Below are 15,993 nucleotides of genomic sequence, written 5' to 3'. Positions count from 1 at the left end.
CTCGCAAGGCTGAAAAAGAACAGCAAGTACAGCCTGAACCAGAAAGCGCAGAGCCGGTCGCTGAAGAAGATCCAAAGAAAGCTGCGGTAGCTGCTGCCATTGCCAGAGCAAAAGCTCGCAAGGCAGCAAAAGAAGCAAGAAACCGAATCTGAATCAGAAAGCGCAGAGCCAGCTGCTGAAGAAGACCCTAAGAAAGCAGCCGTTGCCGCTGCGATCGCCAGAGCAAAAGCGCGTAAAGCTGCAAAAGAACAGGAAGCAGCACAACTAATACAAAATCAATCTGAGGAGAATGAGTAGTGGCATTTTTTATTGCAAGCTCTCCGCATGCCCGAAATCGCCGCAGTACACCAGACTTAATGAAATGGGTTGCGCTTTGCGCCACTCCGGGTCTGGTCGCTCAAACCTACTTCTTCGGTTGGGGAACGCTAATTCAACTGGTATTTGCTATTGTCGTTGCCTTAGCGCTCGAAGCTCTGGTCATGCTGGCTAGAAAGCGTCACCCTATTTCTGCTTTACGCGATTACAGCGCAGTGGTCACAGCCTGGTTGCTCGCAGTAGCCATCCCTCCCCTATCCCCTTGGTGGATGATGGTGATTGGTCTTATCTTTGCCATTGTCATTGCAAAGCACCTTTATGGTGGGTTGGGGCAAAATATCTTCAATCCTGCCATGGTCGCATACGTGGTGTTGCTGATTTCATTCCCCGTTCAAATGACGAGTTGGCTGTCTCCATCCACAATGAGTCCGTTTCAGGTTGATTTCTCTGACGCACTGTCACTGATATTCACCGGTTTCAATCATGATGGTTTTTCATTGCAGCAGGTAAGAACCGGGATTGATGGCATCACAATGGCCACGCCTCTTGATACCATGAAGACCTCTCTTCAAGCTGGTATGACAGTAAGTGAAATTACCGCTCAGCCGCAGTTTTCAGGCGTAGCGGGCGCTGGATGGGAATGGGTGAACCTGGCTTATCTAATCGGTGGTTTAGCCATGATAAAGCTGCGAATCATCCAGTGGTATATCCCAGTCGCGTTTCTCGGGGCACTGACCATCATGTCAGTGTTGTTTATGCTGCTTCTGCCCGGTCAGACTGCACCAGTCACCATCCAATTGCTCTCAGGCGCTACCATGCTAGGAGCATTCTTCATCGCAACGGATCCAGTGTCTGCCTCTACCACAGTAAAAGGCAGGATTGTCTTCGGCGCTATCATTGGTGCCTTGGTGTTTATTATAAGAGCTTGGGGCGGCTTCCCAGATGGCGTGGCATTCGCTGTATTGCTGGCGAATATGTGTGTACCATTGATTGATTACTACACAAAACCAAGAACATACGGACACCAAAGGTAAGTTGAATGTTGAATGCAATTAAGAAAAATGGCGCTGTACTTGCTGTCTTTGCCTGTGCATCAACAGGGTTGGTTGCCATTACCAACGCACTTACCGCATCCACTATTCAGGAACAGGAGCAGGCACAACTGATGTCTGTCCTGAATGAAGTGGTACCAGAAAATATGCACGACAATCAGCTATTCTCTGCATGCACCACCTTGGAATCACCAGAACTTGGACCTGAACCTGTTCATGCTTATATTGCTCAAAAGCAGGGCGAAACCTCCGCAATCGCTCTGGAAGCTATAGCGCCAGACGGGTATAGCGGAAAAATAAAGATCATTGTGGGTGTTGCAGCTACGGGTGAAATTTTAGGTACGCGAGTTCTTTCTCATAAAGAAACACCAGGGTTAGGTGACAAGATTGACTTAAGAGTATCGGACTGGATATTGGGCTTTAATGGCAAATCGGTGCCTGATATAGAAGACCCTGCCTGGGCAGTGCGAAAAGATGGCGGACAGTTTGACCAGTTTACTGGCGCAACCATCACTCCACGCGCGGTCGTAAAGGCGGTCAAACAAGCCGTATGGTACGTTAATCAAAATCAGCAAGCTATCGTATCCAGACCACTGAATTGCGGAGGACAGTAATGACCGACCACAAAACACTGATAAAAAATGGTATTTGGGACAACAACCCAGCTTTGGTTCAGTTACTGGGACTTTGTCCGTTGCTGGCGGTTTCTTCAACTGTAACCAATGCGTTAGGTTTGGGTCTTGCGACTTTACTGGTTCAGGTCGGCTCAAATGTCGCCGTCTCTCTGGTCAGAGACTACGTGCCAAAAGAAGTTCGTATTCCTATCTTCGTTATGATCATCGCATCTCTGGTTACCTGTGTTCAGCTTCTGATGAATGCTTACGCGTATGGTCTGTATTTATCACTGGGTATTTTTATTCCGCTGATCGTAACCAACTGCATCATCATTGGTCGCGCAGAAGCATTTGCTTCAAAGAACTCTCTTCTTCCATCGGCTCTAGACGGCTTCTGGATGGGTATGGGAATGATGCTCGTACTTGTAGTGTTAGGCGCAATGCGTGAAGTGATAGGTAATGGCACCCTATTCGACGGCGCTGATGTACTGCTTGGATCATGGGCGACTGTACTTCGAATTGAAGTGTTTAAATTTGATAACAGCTTCTTACTCGCCCTACTGCCACCTGGTGCCTTTATTGGCGTTGGCTTCTTAATAGCGGGTAAGAACCTGATAGATAAACACATTGAATCACGTCAGCCGAAGCAAGAAAAGCCAGAAATAGAACGTGCGCGCGTAACCAACGCATAGAACGAGAGTCTGTTGACCTAAATATATAAAGCAACACTGGAAGCTGCCTTAAATGAATCAATCCATAACAAAAAAAGAAAAAGTACAGGCGATTATCAACATTCTTGATGAGCTGTATCCTGAAGTTCCGATTCCTCTAGACCACAAAGATCCCTACACCTTATTGGTGGCGGTTTTATTGTCAGCACAATGCACCGATGAGAGAGTAAACCAGATTACTCCTAAGCTTTTCGCTCGTGCTGATAATCCATATGACATGGTGAAACTGAGTATTGAGGAAATAAAAGAAATCATCAGGCCTTGTGGCTTGTCGCCGATGAAATCGAAAGGTATCTGGTATTTGTCGGATATGATCATCAAAGAGCATGGTGGCGAAGTCCCTCAGGACTTTAAAGCGTTAGAAGCGATGCCGGGTGTCGGGCACAAAACAGCTTCGGTTGTCATGGCTCAGGCATTCAACATCCCTGCTTTCCCTGTTGACACGCATATACACAGATTGATGTACCGCTGGGGTTTATCTAACGGTAAGAGCGTTGAACAGACAGAACGTGACGGTAAACGCCTTTTCCCGAAAGAGAGATGGAACGATCTGCACCTTCAGATCATTTACTATGGTCGTGAGTACTGCCCTGCCAGAGGCTTCGACTTAGAAAAGTGCATTATTACTAAGCAATACGGGCGTAAAAGCTTTATCAATGAAGTGTTGAAAGCACAAACAAAAAAGAAGAACTAAAAGTCCCGTAGGATATAAAAGGTAAATTGAGCGACAGAAGCGAAGGGAGTGATGATCACTCCCTTTTTGTTGAGGTTTAGATTTGAATGACCTGATCGCAAAGCTTACTAAGAGCCACTTTATCATGGCTGATTAACAACAGAGTGAACCCTTGCTCTTCGCTTAGCTCAACCAGTAATTTAAGCGTATTGGCTGCCGTAATGGGATCGAGTCTGGACGTCGGTTCATCCGCAAGCAGCAAACTAGGCTCCATCAATAATGCACGCAAGATTGCAAATCGTTGAAGTTCTCCCCCAGATACCTGAGTCGACTTTCTTGCAAGCAGACTTTCATCTAAATTCAGCCGCTTCAGATATCGCCTGACTTGTCCGTCATCGAACTGGCAGACCTTTCGAATGTCGTCGAGAAGTGTTTGCAAAGGCACGGCACGTGACAATGCACTCGGTGGATCCTGATATAGCTTTAGCGCTTTTCCTTTGGCAAGCTTTTCCTGAAACTTCAGAGATCCAGCGGTTGGGGTCACCAACCCGAGCACGATATCGGCAAGCGTTGACTTCCCCTTTCCGCTGTCTCCACTGATGCCAATTACGCTATTCTTAGGAATAGCGAATTCAAGATCTTCAAAGAGTGTTTTGCCATTACGAACCATTTTCAGTTCACTGGCTTTTATCATTGTTTCCAACTTTGAAGAAACCTGACGTTGTTGCCAATTTTTAGGATGAGCAGAGATCAGTGCTTTGGCATAATCCGATTTTGGTGCCTTTAACACCTCTTCGCTTTTCCCGCGCTCCACCACCACGCCTTTTCGCATGACGATCACTTCCCCACCAAGGGACTCAGCCAGCTCAACATCATGGGTGATAACCAATACTGCGCCTTTCGACTTATGTGCATTGAGCTGTTCACCAATCTGCTTTTGACGACTGGCATCCAACCCTTTGGTCGGCTCGTCTGCTATCAGCAGCTTTCCTCCACCCTGAGTTGCGCTTATGTACGCTACTCGCTGTGCCATTCCACCCGAAAGCTGACTTGGCAGTTTGCTTTCGTCCCCACAGAGGTTTACCTTTTGAAATGCCTCTTTTAAGCGATTCAAAAGTGTATTGCCGGAAATACCATTGACCAGTTGATCCACTTCTTTTACCTGCTCACCTGCAGCCATAAGAGGACTAAGCGCAAACCAAGGTTCCTGAGGCAATACGGAAATGTCTCGCCCCCACAAAGATTCGCGTTCTTCCTGCGTCCGTTCTGACTGGCATCGGTCAAACAGCCGTACCTGCCCAGACGAAGTCAGGGTATCTGGCAAATTCCCGATGATCGCATTGGCGAGTAAACTCTTTCCTGAGCCGGTTTCTCCTAAAATGACTAACGCTTCCCCGCTGTTCACGTCAAAAGAGACGGGCTCAACCAGGCGATCGTTCTCAACTGATACGGAAAGATCTTTGACTTCAAGAAGACAACTCATGACTTATCTCCTTTTGCCAACAGATGGAACCCCATGACCAATAAGAACACCACCACAATCGGCTGTGCCAAGACCCAAGGAGCCTGCTGGTAATAGCGGAAAAGCTCAACCATCATCAGACCAAGTTCGGCTTCAGGCGGCTTAAGACCAACATACAAAAATCCAATCGAGGCGAGAGTCAGAATCGAATTACCAGCGCCAAAACAAGCCAGCGTGTAGATATCGCGTTTTAGTTCAGGCCACAGGTGGCGCTTGAATATATAGAAATCTGAGAAGCCATACAGCTGAGAGGCTTCGACTTCAGGAGACACTACCAGGCTCATAACACGGCTTCTGACCACACGAAAATACTCAACCCATAAAATCAAGGAGATAGCGAGATAAAGAATCCAGAATGATCCGGGAACAATCGCACCAAAAAGCAGCACCAGAATCAAACCCGGCATTGCCAGCACAAGGTTTACCAGCCAGGAGAGTGTTTTGTCCCACCAGCCGCCTTTCCACCCAGCCAGAATACCCGCAGCCAGTCCCATGATTGCAGACGTCAGCACGCAGGTAATTGCCATAAAGAATGAAGTTTGAATCGCGTCGGATAGCCTCGCGATATTACTTCGACCATAATGATCCCGACCCAGTGGTTCCGCCCAGTCAGGAGCAGAAAAAGCCAAAGCAAGGTTTTGCTTATAAGGATCACTACTAAAAAGAAGATTTTCCGCTAGTACAAAAACAAACAGCAGTGAGATGAGAAAAAGGCCAAATTGCTGAGAACGTGTCGCTATCATGACACTCCCTCCGCCGTTTTTGCTCTTAAGCGAGGATCGAGTATGTAGTTCACCACATCAACCAAGGTATTTATCAGGACAAACAGTAGTCCCATTAATAAAGCAGCTCCCTGAATCATAGGAATATCACGAGCGAAAATGGCATGTGAAAGCGCATGACCAATACCCGGCCATGAGAACAGAGACTCTACCATCACAATGCCTTCAATCAGAGTGACTGTCTGAACGCCAATAAAAGCAATCACAGGCAAAGCAATGTTCACTTTTCCATGGCGTTCAAAGGCTTGTGAGTAACTCAGTCCTTTTAATCGAGCAAACAAAAAGTACTGAGATCCGGTTACCTGCTGGGTAGAGTTTCGAATAATCCGGTTAGACATTGCCGCCATGCTGAGTGCCAGAGTCACGGCTGGCAGCACAATAAAGCTTGGTCCCCCGAACCCTGCCACAGGTAGCCAGTTTAGTTTCAATGCGAAAATGATGACTAACGCCAACCCAATCAGAAATACTGGCTGAGCTTTCATCACAATTGAAGTGAACAGTGAGAAGGTATCCGGTAGCTTTCCGGCATGACGCCCACAATAAACACCAATTGGAACCGCAATGAGCAATGAAACCACCATTGCTGTCGCGGCGAGTAAAATGGAATGACCGAGTTGATGAGCAAGCTCGTTTATCACCAGCTCTCCGCTGACCAGAGAACGACCCAGATTAAACTGGACTAATTCCCACAACCAATTGAAGTAAAGCTCAATGGCAGGTCTGTCTAACCCTAGTTCTTCTGAAACGGCTTTAGCCGCATCAAGATCGACGTAATCATAACCGTAGCGACCAGCGGCAATGCGATAAGCAATGTCGCCGGGTATCAGTCTCATCAAAACGAAAGTAACTGTGCCTACAGACCAGGCGACGAATATCGCCTGGCACAAACGTTTGTAGAGGAAGCTAGTCATTCAGCTTCATCTCCGCCACTCGGTAGTTAAGTTCAAATGGGTCAAAGGAGAAGTTTTCCACTCGCTTATTCACCGCAATAATCTGTTGGTAATAAGTGATTGGAATCAATGGCATTTCATCAGCCAGCAGTTTTGACGCATCTGGAATCATTTTGCGATACTCAGTGACATCATTTTGTACCGCAAGTTTGTTCAGAATATTGGTGAATTCAGATGAAGACCAGTTAGTTGGTCCCCAGTCGCTGCCTTTATGTGTTGCGAAGTCGTTCAGCAACAAAGTAAGCGGATCCGCCAATATTCCGTAGTTACGAGCGATCAACGCCATTTCCAACGTACCATCATGGTGTCTGGATGGAATCGCACTGGAGTTGTCGATGGTGATGTCTACGGTGATCCCAACTTCAGCAAGCTGAGCCTGAATTGCTGTAGCAATCAATGGAAGTTCAGGGCGGTCAGCATACGTTGTCAGGTTTATCTCAAATACCTGCCCTTCTTTTTCCAGCTTGTTTTCACTGTTCAGAGCCCATCCATGCGAAGCCAGCAATTGTTTCGCCTTTTCTACATCACGTGCTTTTGCACCGTAATCCCCTAGGTGCCACACACCCAGAGCTGGTGAGAACAGTTGATACGCTTCTGAACCCGGCAGGCGAAGCACATGATCCGCAATACCTTTTCTATCAATCACTAAGCTGAGTGCCTGACGAATATCGGCATGGTTTAGTAAAGGATGCTCGTTATTCAGTTTGATCATCACGGTACGCGGCATAGAAATCACGTGCGTGTTTAGATTTTCGGAAGCATTCAGGCTTTCAAGGCTAAGAGGATCAAGCGTGTAAACGAGATCTGCCTGACCTGACTGAGCCAGCAACGCTCGGCTTTCAGAACGGTGCCCTGCCAGATAGCTTACTTGCTGAATGCTTGGTTTCTCACCCCAATATCCGTCGAATGTTTTCACCAATGCTTTGTGAGGAGGAACAAGTTCACTGACCTGATAAGGTCCGGTGCCTTGCAGGTTCACCACTTCACCCGATTCATCGTAGGAACTTGGAGCGGCAATGGATGTTGAGAAGTGCGCCAATACAGAAAGCATAGGAACAAAAGGTTTGGTTAGCTTAATAACGACCTGATTACCATTTGCCGTAATCGATTCAATGGGTGCACGTTTCAGAACACCAGGTTTATCGAGTGCACGTCTTAGGGAAAGCTCCACTGTCTCAGCAGTCAGAGGTGTACCATCGTGAAAAGTGACGTTACCCCTGATGTTGAAAGACCAGCTCAAACGGTCTTCACTTTGTTGCCAGCTCTCTGCCAACACGGGGAAAAGTTCAGACTTCTGGTTGATTCCCACCAAAGGCTCAACCACCTGAAGTCGTGTAAATAAGAACCCGTCCTTCGATAAATCCTGGCTGCTGAATTCAAAAGGACCAGAGATAGATAGCGTCTTAATCTCGTCTTTCTGACCTAAAAAAAGGTAGGCTAGTATGGCGAGACCAACCAGCACTACCAAAGTTAACTTTTTCAACTTTAACTCCGTTGTTACGTTATAACATATTTGTTTTTATTCAATCTCATATTGACATTCCTGTCTATATGCAACCATGAGATTTATTAAAACTGACGGAATCTTCACTGAATTGCTTTGAGTCTTGAAGGCATTTCGCTAATCTATTGTTCACATTTACCTCCAACACAATCTGGGGCAATAACAATGTCAAAAGGACGTATTCTTCACACAATGATCCGTGTGGGCGATTTGGATCGCTCTATCGAGTTTTACACCAAAGTGCTGGGTATGAAGTTACTTCGCACAAACGTCAACGAGCAGTACAAATACACGCTCGCTTTTTTAGGCTACTCGGATGAATCGGAAGGTGCGGTAATTGAACTGACCTATAACTGGGGCACCTCGGAATACGAAATGGGTACCGCTTTTGGTCATATTGCGCTTGGGTTTGATGATATTTACCAGACCTGCGATGCAATCCGTTCTGCTGGTGGTAACATTACGCGTGATCCGGGTCCCGTAAAAGGCGGGACAACTCACATCGCTTTTGTTAAAGATCCCGACGGCTATATGATTGAATTAATTCAAAATAAGTCCGCAACTGCCGGGCTTGAAGGCTAAACTCTTCTCTGCGTTTCAAAGAGGCAAATCTCACCGACTTGCCTCTTAATTAGAACACCCTAATAAACAACGCTGTTACTTTACATGATAAGTATTATCATTTAATATATTCGGAATATATGTTTTACGAAATACGGAAGAATTGACAATGAATGTTAGAGAGTGGGAACAGCATACACTGAAGGCAGATGTTGCCCTGCAAGAGCAGGATTTTCTGCGCAGTATCATTCATTACCAAAAAGCACTGGCCATTTCAGAAAAACTGATCGATGAGCAGGAAGTTGAGGTAGATGATCTGTTAACTATCAACGTGATTTCTTGCCACAACCTCGCAAAGTTTTGGCGTGAAAACGGTGATAACGATTACGAGCTAAAATATCTTCAGCTTGCGTCGGAAAAAATTCTTTCGTTGGTTCCACAATGTCCAAAAACACATTGTGACAGTTTCATCGATTCTTTGGGCTGTTGCCGTAAAGCGCTTATCGATTTCATGAAACGCCATCCTAACCCTAAAGTCGCTGAGCAAGTGCAACATATTGATACAGCAACTAACTGCGAAATCATTGCTAGTTTCCGCCTAAACTAAAGCAAGCAGAAGAATTTAAAGAAAATAAAAGCTCCTTATTTAAGGAGCTTTTATTTTGTCTGGTACTTTTGAACAGAGCTGAAAATCAGACTTGTGTTCTTCCCAATGATATAACCACGCGTCGGTTTTTGTCTTTGCCTAGAGGTGAACTGTTGTCGGCGATTGGTCTTCTTTCACCAAATCCTTGTACCTCGATGCGATTAGGCGGTAACCCGATAGACTGGAAATAATCTCGAAGCACATTCGCACGTTTTTCAGATAAACCCTGATTGCCTTTTTTACCGCCACTTGAGTCGGTGTAAGCTGCCACCAGCACCAAATCAATGTCTTTATTGTGTTTAACGTACTCTGCTATTTTAGCCAAGCGCTTTTGCGATGCTTTGTTCAACTGAGAACTGTTGCGGTCATAATGCAGTATGGTAAATGAAATGTCTTCGAAACTGTAAGGCAGTAGCTGGCTGACACACATACTAAACGCATTGTATGAAGACTGGAAAAGTACAGACGACAGCGCAACTTCTACTCTTTTATCCCGGCTTTGCCAGTCTGCGTATCCAAACGTCGGGTAGCGTCCTTTCTCTAGTTCAGACAATAAACCCCATGCCGTCTGACCACCAATGTAACCGTCAAACTGTTTAAAGAACTTCAGGTTGGAAATCTGCTCGGCATTCTCACCAGCTCGCCAAATCGGCGGCATCGAAACCAATGAAACATTTCGCGTTTCACCCATTGGGCGATACATCTTTAATTCAAAATCGAGGTTAATCTTTTTGCTGGCACGAGACGTAAACACCGCAGAACCATAATTCGGGATCGGGTGCACTAACTGACATTCAAGTGGCGTATTCACCGCCATCTCCCAGTTCGACTGCTCAGGCTTGGCGACATATCGGGTTTGAATCGCAGACGCACTCCCCGACACGGCCACAGCAACGCCCACTAAGCTAAAGGTTAACCACTTGTTTTTCTTCATTGCTATCTCTTTATCTTTCAAAGCGGCGCGGTATTGCCGCTTTTGCCACAAATGCGCCTTTATTTGACGCTTTCATGTAAATCTAATCGGATAATGCAAAAATCCAGCCAAATTTGTTTTTCTCTTCGGGTCTGATTGGGTATCGCTTATCCCCTGTGCTTGGGTATAATGCGATGCTTGTCACATGGAACAGAACAAACATGACTGAAACAAACTGCGACCTTACATTGAAACAACGCTTTAGAGGTTATTTCCCCGTCGTAATCGACGTTGAGACTGCCGGATTTAATGCAAAAACCGATGCACTTTTGGAAATTTGTGCTGTGACATTAAAAATGAACGAAGAAGGCGATTTAGTCCCCGCTTCAACCATACATTTTAATGTTGAGCCATTTGAAGGTGCCAACCTTGAAAAAGAAGCGCTTGAATTCAATGGAATTCGCGACCCTTTCAGCCCTCTTCGCGGTGCAGTTACCGAAGCCGAAGCTCTGAAAGAAATCTATAAGCTGGTTCGAAAAGAGCAAAAAGCCGCAGACTGCAACCGTGCAATCATGGTCGCTCACAATGCGAACTTCGATCATAGCTTTGTGATGGAAGCCAGTAAGCGATGCAGCTTAAAACGCGTCCCTTTCCACCCTTTTGCTACGTTCGACACAGCAACGTTAAGTGGCTTGGCTTACGGGCAAACGGTGTTAGCGAAAGCGTGTAAAGTTGCAGGGATGGATTTCGATAATAAAGAGGCGCATTCCGCACTTTACGACACTGAAAAAACAGCCGAATTGTTCTGTGGCATTGTGAACAAGTGGAAAGCTCTTGGTGGCTGGCCATTACAAGAAGAACTTGAAGAAAAATAATCATACCTAAATAACCCAGTCCCACTGGGTTTTAAATGCAAACACATCATTGGGTCTCACGACCCTTACTTTAATCTGAGAAAAATATGAACCCCGTAGTTATTTCTGTGTGCATCATGTTGGTTCTCGCTTTAATGCGAGTCAATGTTGTAGTTGCACTCACTTTTAGCGCCATTGTTGGCGGCCTTGTTTCCGGAATGTCACTGACTGATGCTGTCTCCGCTTTTGAAAGCGGGCTGGGTGGCGGTGCAACCATTGCTCTAAGCTATGCCATGCTCGGTACTTTCGCCGTTGCGATCTCTAAATCAGGGATCACCGATTTACTCGCGTCCAGCGTTATTCGCAAAATCAATGGCTCAAATGCCGAATCAGCGTCGACTGGTCTGAAGTACTTTATTCTTATCGCATTGATTTTGGTGACCATGTCATCCCAGAACATCATTCCTGTACATATTGCATTTATCCCTATTCTGATCCCACCTTTGCTTCAAGTGTTCGCGAAATTCAAACTCGACAGACGCCTGGTTGCCTGTGTTCTGACTTTTGGTCTGATTACCCCGTACATGGTTCTCCCTGTCGGGTTTGGTGGGATTTTCCTTAACAATATCCTGCTAAAAAATCTGCACGACAACGGACTGGAAGTTGTGGCTTCGCAAGTGCCAGTGGCTATGCTTCTGCCCGCTGCAGGAATGATTTTTGGTCTGCTTATGGCGATTTTTGTTAGCTACCGCAAGCCACGAGAATACAACCAACTCAGTGTGAATGCTGAATCTTCAGATGTGCCAGAAGTGAAAATGAAGAACATCTGGATTGCGTTGGTGGGTATCGTGATGGCACTGACTGTTCAACTGAGCACTGGGTCGATGATTATTGGTGCATTGGCTGGCTTTATGGTCTTTACATTTGGTGGCGTGATTGCGTGGAAAGAAACGCAGGATGTCTTCACCAAAGGCGTGCATATGATGGCTATGATTGGTTTCATCATGATCGCTGCGGCCGGTTTTGCTGCTGTGATGAAACAAACAGGTGGCGTAGAATCTTTGGTTGAAGCGTTATCTACATCCATTGGCGATAACAAGCCTCTTGCTGCTTTGCTTATGCTCATTGTTGGTCTGCTTGTGACCATGGGAATCGGTTCATCTTTCTCGACCATCCCGATTCTGGCAACCATTTACGTACCGCTGGCTATCGCTTTCGGTTTTTCACCAATGGCAACCGTTGCACTAGTGGGCACTGCTGCAGCACTTGGTGATGCTGGTTCACCGGCATCCGACTCAACATTGGGTCCAACCTCTGGTTTGAATGCTGATGGTCAGCACGAGCACATCTGGGAAACAGTAGTGCCGACGTTTGTTCATTACAACCTACCACTGATCGCATTCGGCTGGCTGGCAGCAATGACCCTCTAGGCTTTGTGGCGAGAAACAAAAAAGGCTTGGTAAATACCAAGCCTTTGTCATTTATGGGAAAAGTAAAATTACTCTTCTTCAGCAGAACGAGCTGCCGCTTCTTTGATTAGAGGTTGCAGTTCGCCTTTCTGGAACATCTCTAGAATGATGTCACAACCACCGACCAACTCACCTTCAACCCAAAGTTGTGGAAACGTAGGCCATTGTGCGTATTTTGGAAGTTCAGCACGGATATCCGGGTTTTGCAGGATATCAACGTAAGCGAACTTCTCACCACATGCCATTAGCGCCTGAGAAGCTTGAGAAGAAAAACCACAGCTCGGAAGCTTAGGTGAACCTTTCATATAGAGAAGAATTGAGTTTTCAGAAATTTGCTGTTTGATTTTTTCGATGGTTTCCATTGCGTCCTCATTCATGGATGCTTTAACTATTCGGTTCATTCTACTGGTTTAAGTCAGAATAAAAAGTCCTTAATGACTAGGGTTATTACTTTTTGATCTATCGGGCTCAAAGTTCCTATCCTAAGTTTTAAAAAACTCTGTGCTTTTTCTTTTAATAAAGTAAAAACTTGCTAAACTGATTCAAAAAATTTGTGCTGAACTTTATACGGTATTGGCACATACAAAAGTCAGTCAAAAGACGACTAAATAATAAAATACACATTGGAAGCAATCGAAAGAGGTAGCTCTCTTTCACACATAATGGAGAATCGAGCAATGGCATTTGAACTACCAGCTCTTCCTTACGCAAAAGACGCGCTAGAACCGCACATCTCTGCGGAAACTCTGGATTTTCACCACGGCAAGCACCACAACACTTACGTTGTTAAGTTGAACGGTCTGCTACCAGGTACAGAGTTTGAAAACAAGTCTTTGGAAGAGATCATCAAAACTTCTACTGGCGGCATATTCAACAACGCAGCACAGATCTGGAACCACACGTTTTACTGGCACTGCCTGGCGCCAAACGCAGGTGGCGAACCAACAGGAGCAGTAGCTGACGCTATTAACGCATCTTTCGGTTCATTCGACGAGTTCAAAGCGAAGTTTACAGATTCAGCAATCAATAACTTCGGTTCGTCTTGGACATGGCTTGTGAAAAAAGCGGACGGTTCATTAGACATCATCAACACGTCTAACGCTGCAACACCACTAACAGAAGAAGGCATCACGCCACTGCTTACTGTTGATTTGTGGGAGCACGCTTACTACATCGATTTCCGCAACGTTCGTCCAGACTACATGGGCGCGTTTTGGGCATTGGTGAACTGGGAATTTGTTGCGGCTAACCTGGCAAAATAACTCAGTAGAGCACAAAAAATTCGAACCCACGCTAATGCGTGGGTTTTTTTATACCAGAAAGCCATTTGTAACTTGATGTAAATAGGTAAAAAGGTAGGATAATCGTCAATTGAATATCTAAATTTACTAAGGCTTGAAAGTGAAATTTGACGCGTATTTAGAAAAGCATTTTCACATTCTCTATTTTGTCATACTGGCAGCGGGCACTATTTTCTCTGTGTATTACGCAGGAAATCAGCTTCTGGATGGCGACCAGGACCAAATGCTGATTAAAGGATACATGGGCGCCTATGATGGTAACTGGCTGCCATTTGGTAACTATGGCAGTACCGTGGGCAATGTACCTGGCTACCTTTCCGCTCTTGTCGTCGGATTACCTTTGATGGTTTGGGATTCTCCATGGGCACCTATGGCTTTCTTAATTGCATTGAGAATCGTTTCCGTCCTTATGCTGGACTCCGTCATTAAGCACTATTTCTCCAAACCCGTTCGATTGGTATTTGCTTTACTGGTCTGGTTCTCCACGTGGATGCAGTACGACAATGTGCTTTACAACCCTTCTTACTTACTCTTCTTTGCTGCACTCCATTTCTGGACAGCATTTAAGATGCGTGAAGAAGTTTCCTTTGGTTACAGCTTCTTGCATGTACTTGCCATCGGTATGGCAATGCAACTGCACTTCTCTTGGCCTTTGCTGGCATTTGTTTCTATTTACCTTCTGTATCGTGGCTTAGGCAAGGTTTCCTGGTTTGGCGTCATTGCTGGGGTCTTAGTTACAGGCCTGTCTCTGGTCCCTTACTTCTTAGAAATGATGAACAACGAGCAGATTGTTCAGGAAAGTGACCGCTACATCGGCTACGGACTAACAAACGTTTACCCTGTTTTAAAATCCGTTCTCTACTGGATTCGCTATGGTTCTATGATGTTCTCAAACAAAGCGATAGCCAACAGTACGTTTGAATGGATCACCACCATCGAATTTGCTCGTATGGCACTCGTTTACTTATGGAAAGGATGGGTATTTGGTGTAGGTGCTTTCACCGTCGTCATCTCAGCACGATACAGCTGGAGACTATGGAAACGAGTCAAGTCGATGATCCGCAAAGGTGAAAACCCACCTTCCTTTGATGACTGGCTCCCGCTTTACGCATTTGGCGTCTTTATTGCCATTCTGGCGTGTGCCGCGTTGGCTCCTATCACATTCAACTATTGGCATTTAATGCTGGCTTACCCATTTGCCATCATACCAATCCTTTACGGTGTCGCCGCGTTTATTGAAGCCAAGCCAGAACGCTTTAAGCTGTTTGCGATTATTGCGATTTGCCATTTAGTTGCGGTAAATGTTGTCGCGTCTAACGACAGCCGCAAGTACAAATCATCTGCAAGTTACGTTGAGCAGGTAAACCAGTTTGTGAAAGATAATCACTCCGTCATCTATCAAAGCAAGCAATAAATCTAACTCTCAAAAAAACGGGCTGATTAATCAGCCCGTTTTTTCTTAGTTTATTTCCTAAAGTTCTTTATTTCCTTGCCGTTAATAGTGTATTCAGCGAGGAGCATCATGAACATTCATACCCTAGACAAAGCCGCAATCATCAGCGAACTCAATGTTGGCAATGGCATCAGCCAGGCTGTTAACACTGGGCGTCGTGCTGACTTTGCTTTGTTGGTGTCGATGTTCTCCAATGATGTTCGTGACAACACACCCGTTGAAGTCATCGAATCACCAGAGAGCAGCGAGCAGAAACTCAGAAAAGAGTTCGACCTTGCAACGCCTCAACCTTTACGCTCTAACGAAGAAACCTTCACTCGATCTGCTCAGCAAGCCGATTTATTTCATAAGTCTGGGTTGGCAAGTGCAAAACTGGCGCACGGTCTTTCACCGGATGCTCTTGCTTACATGCCTCAGGAAACGTTCGATTTACCAGAAGAGGTTTACCACAACCTGTCTGGTCACGAGCGCCGTAAGCTAGAGAAAAAAGAGCATGCTGCCGTGGTTCCTCAAGAGATCTACAAACAGATGTCAGAAGCCCACCTAATGCACAAGCTGCAACTATCAGCCTAACCCACCATCACCCAGTATCATTTTTGATACACATTACATAGTTCAAGCACTAATCGCGCGATACAAATCATAAACAATGA

General features: G+C 45.7%; 18 protein-coding genes. 12 read left to right on the top strand and 6 right to left on the bottom strand.

Annotation, left to right across the window (positions count from 1 at the left end):
- The first annotated feature begins 99 nt into the window (after positions 1-99).
- Genes RH89_RS03595 through nth form a run of 5 tightly spaced genes read left to right on the top strand, consistent with a single transcriptional unit; the run spans position 100 to position 3,406 of the window.
- Entirely contained in the window at positions 100-297 is a 198-nt protein-coding gene (locus RH89_RS03595) for a hypothetical protein (protein WP_038144873.1), read from the top strand.
- Positions 297-1,349, top strand: coding sequence for an electron transport complex subunit RsxD (rsxD, locus tag RH89_RS03590; protein WP_004399060.1), 1,053 nt, complete (start codon positions 297-299; stop codon positions 1,347-1,349). Before RH89_RS03595 ends, rsxD begins: the two co-directional genes overlap by 1 nt.
- A 5-nt stretch (positions 1,350-1,354) precedes the next feature.
- Positions 1,355-1,981, top strand: coding sequence for an electron transport complex subunit RsxG (gene rsxG, locus RH89_RS03585; RefSeq protein ID WP_004399055.1), 627 nt, complete (start codon positions 1,355-1,357; stop codon positions 1,979-1,981).
- The gene (locus RH89_RS03580) at positions 1,981-2,673 is read left to right on the top strand and encodes an electron transport complex subunit E (protein WP_004399053.1); all 693 of its coding nucleotides are present in this window, start codon (positions 1,981-1,983) and stop codon (positions 2,671-2,673) included. Before rsxG ends, RH89_RS03580 begins: the two co-directional genes overlap by 1 nt.
- 52 nt (positions 2,674-2,725) lie before the next feature.
- A complete protein-coding gene (gene nth, locus RH89_RS03575; RefSeq protein ID WP_004399051.1) occupies positions 2,726-3,406 on the top strand; it encodes an endonuclease III in 681 nt (226 codons plus the stop codon).
- A 76-nt stretch (positions 3,407-3,482) separates the two neighbouring features.
- Here nth and RH89_RS03570 read toward each other — a convergent pair whose 3' ends face one another.
- From RH89_RS03570 to RH89_RS03555, 4 genes are read right to left on the bottom strand one after another with little or no spacing between them, the layout of a single operon-like run.
- Positions 3,483-4,868 (bottom strand): ABC transporter ATP-binding protein, encoded by a 1,386-nt coding sequence (locus tag RH89_RS03570; RefSeq protein ID WP_004399049.1) that lies wholly within the window; start codon positions 4,866-4,868, stop codon positions 3,483-3,485.
- Positions 4,865-5,650 (bottom strand): ABC transporter permease, encoded by a 786-nt coding sequence (locus tag RH89_RS03565; RefSeq protein ID WP_004399047.1) that lies wholly within the window; start codon positions 5,648-5,650, stop codon positions 4,865-4,867. Before RH89_RS03565 ends, RH89_RS03570 begins: the two co-directional genes overlap by 4 nt.
- Positions 5,647-6,600: an ABC transporter permease gene (locus tag RH89_RS03560; RefSeq protein ID WP_004399045.1), complete on the bottom strand. Its 954-nt coding sequence runs from the start codon at positions 6,598-6,600 to the stop codon at positions 5,647-5,649. Before RH89_RS03560 ends, RH89_RS03565 begins: the two co-directional genes overlap by 4 nt.
- Entirely contained in the window at positions 6,593-8,122 is a 1,530-nt protein-coding gene (locus RH89_RS03555; protein WP_004399044.1) for an ABC transporter substrate-binding protein, read from the bottom strand. The genes RH89_RS03560 and RH89_RS03555 overlap by 8 nt, the downstream gene beginning before the upstream one ends.
- Before the next feature lie 186 nt (positions 8,123-8,308).
- Here RH89_RS03555 and gloA point away from each other — a divergent pair, with 186 nt between their 5' ends.
- Together gloA and RH89_RS03545 are read left to right on the top strand one after the other, a co-directional pair.
- Positions 8,309-8,725: a lactoylglutathione lyase gene (gloA, locus tag RH89_RS03550; protein ID WP_004399043.1), complete on the top strand. Its 417-nt coding sequence runs from the start codon at positions 8,309-8,311 to the stop codon at positions 8,723-8,725.
- Positions 8,726-8,873: 148 nt separating this feature from the next.
- Positions 8,874-9,311, top strand: a complete 438-nt coding sequence (locus tag RH89_RS03545) for a DUF2753 domain-containing protein (protein ID WP_004399042.1) — start codon at positions 8,874-8,876, stop codon at positions 9,309-9,311.
- An 85-nt stretch (positions 9,312-9,396) separates the two neighbouring features.
- On the opposite strand, the gene motY is transcribed toward RH89_RS03545, so the two are convergent.
- Positions 9,397-10,284, bottom strand: a complete 888-nt coding sequence (gene motY / locus RH89_RS03540; protein ID WP_004399041.1) for a flagellar protein MotY — start codon at positions 10,282-10,284, stop codon at positions 9,397-9,399.
- Between the two features lie 200 nt (positions 10,285-10,484).
- On the opposite strand from motY, the gene rnt reads away from it, so the two are divergent.
- The gene (rnt, locus tag RH89_RS03535; protein WP_004399037.1) at positions 10,485-11,138 is read left to right on the top strand and encodes a ribonuclease T; all 654 of its coding nucleotides are present in this window, start codon (positions 10,485-10,487) and stop codon (positions 11,136-11,138) included.
- 86 nt (positions 11,139-11,224) lie between these two features.
- On the top strand, positions 11,225-12,547 hold the full coding sequence (locus RH89_RS03530; RefSeq protein WP_004399026.1) for a Na+/H+ antiporter family protein: 1,323 nt from the start codon (positions 11,225-11,227) through the stop codon (positions 12,545-12,547).
- 68 nt (positions 12,548-12,615) lie between these two features.
- Here the strand turns inward: RH89_RS03530 and RH89_RS03525 are convergent, their stop codons facing one another.
- Positions 12,616-12,948, bottom strand: a complete 333-nt coding sequence (locus RH89_RS03525; RefSeq protein WP_004399023.1) for a Grx4 family monothiol glutaredoxin — start codon at positions 12,946-12,948, stop codon at positions 12,616-12,618.
- 315 nt (positions 12,949-13,263) lie between these two features.
- Between RH89_RS03525 and sodB the strand changes: the two genes are divergently transcribed.
- The 3 genes from sodB (at position 13,264) to RH89_RS03510 (ending at position 15,913) form a co-directional block, all read left to right on the top strand.
- Complete coding sequence (gene sodB, locus RH89_RS03520; RefSeq protein ID WP_004399014.1) at positions 13,264-13,848, top strand: superoxide dismutase [Fe]; 585 nt, start codon at positions 13,264-13,266, stop codon at positions 13,846-13,848.
- Between the two features lie 139 nt (positions 13,849-13,987).
- Positions 13,988-15,301, top strand: coding sequence for a 3-deoxy-D-manno-octulosonic acid transferase (locus tag RH89_RS03515; protein WP_244410392.1), 1,314 nt, complete (start codon positions 13,988-13,990; stop codon positions 15,299-15,301).
- A gap of 108 nt (positions 15,302-15,409) precedes the next feature.
- The gene (locus tag RH89_RS03510; RefSeq protein WP_004399012.1) at positions 15,410-15,913 is read left to right on the top strand and encodes a VC2046/SO_2500 family protein; all 504 of its coding nucleotides are present in this window, start codon (positions 15,410-15,412) and stop codon (positions 15,911-15,913) included.
- The last annotated feature ends 80 nt before the right edge of the window (positions 15,914-15,993 follow it).

This window comes from Vibrio nigripulchritudo ATCC 27043, from assembly GCF_000222685.1.
Lineage (GTDB): Bacteria > Pseudomonadota > Gammaproteobacteria > Enterobacterales > Vibrionaceae > Vibrio > Vibrio nigripulchritudo.
The sequence above is the reverse complement of the archived record's forward strand: the minus strand, read 5'-3'. Positions and strand labels throughout refer to the sequence as shown.

Bases quoted from the DNA above. Each gene is read 5' to 3' on its own strand.
- rnt (WP_004399037.1), top strand. From the start codon at position 10,485: ATGACTGAAACAAACTGCGACCTTACATTGAAACAACGCTTTAGAGGT.
- rsxG (WP_004399055.1), top strand. From the start codon at position 1,355: ATGTTGAATGCAATTAAGAAAAATGGCGCTGTACTTGCTGTCTTTGCC.
- RH89_RS03525 (WP_004399023.1), bottom strand. From the start codon at position 12,948: ATGGAAACCATCGAAAAAATCAAACAGCAAATTTCTGAAAACTCAATT.
- gloA (WP_004399043.1), top strand. From the start codon at position 8,309: ATGTCAAAAGGACGTATTCTTCACACAATGATCCGTGTGGGCGATTTG.
- RH89_RS03580 (WP_004399053.1), top strand. From the start codon at position 1,981: ATGACCGACCACAAAACACTGATAAAAAATGGTATTTGGGACAACAAC.
- nth (WP_004399051.1), top strand. From the start codon at position 2,726: ATGAATCAATCCATAACAAAAAAAGAAAAAGTACAGGCGATTATCAAC.
- RH89_RS03565 (WP_004399047.1), bottom strand. From the start codon at position 5,650: ATGATAGCGACACGTTCTCAGCAATTTGGCCTTTTTCTCATCTCACTG.
- sodB (WP_004399014.1), top strand. From the start codon at position 13,264: ATGGCATTTGAACTACCAGCTCTTCCTTACGCAAAAGACGCGCTAGAA.
- motY (WP_004399041.1), bottom strand. From the start codon at position 10,284: ATGAAGAAAAACAAGTGGTTAACCTTTAGCTTAGTGGGCGTTGCTGTG.
- RH89_RS03530 (WP_004399026.1), top strand. From the start codon at position 11,225: ATGAACCCCGTAGTTATTTCTGTGTGCATCATGTTGGTTCTCGCTTTA.
- RH89_RS03570 (WP_004399049.1), bottom strand. From the start codon at position 4,868: ATGAGTTGTCTTCTTGAAGTCAAAGATCTTTCCGTATCAGTTGAGAAC.
- RH89_RS03545 (WP_004399042.1), top strand. From the start codon at position 8,874: ATGAATGTTAGAGAGTGGGAACAGCATACACTGAAGGCAGATGTTGCC.
- RH89_RS03560 (WP_004399045.1), bottom strand. From the start codon at position 6,600: ATGACTAGCTTCCTCTACAAACGTTTGTGCCAGGCGATATTCGTCGCC.
- RH89_RS03510 (WP_004399012.1), top strand. From the start codon at position 15,410: ATGAACATTCATACCCTAGACAAAGCCGCAATCATCAGCGAACTCAAT.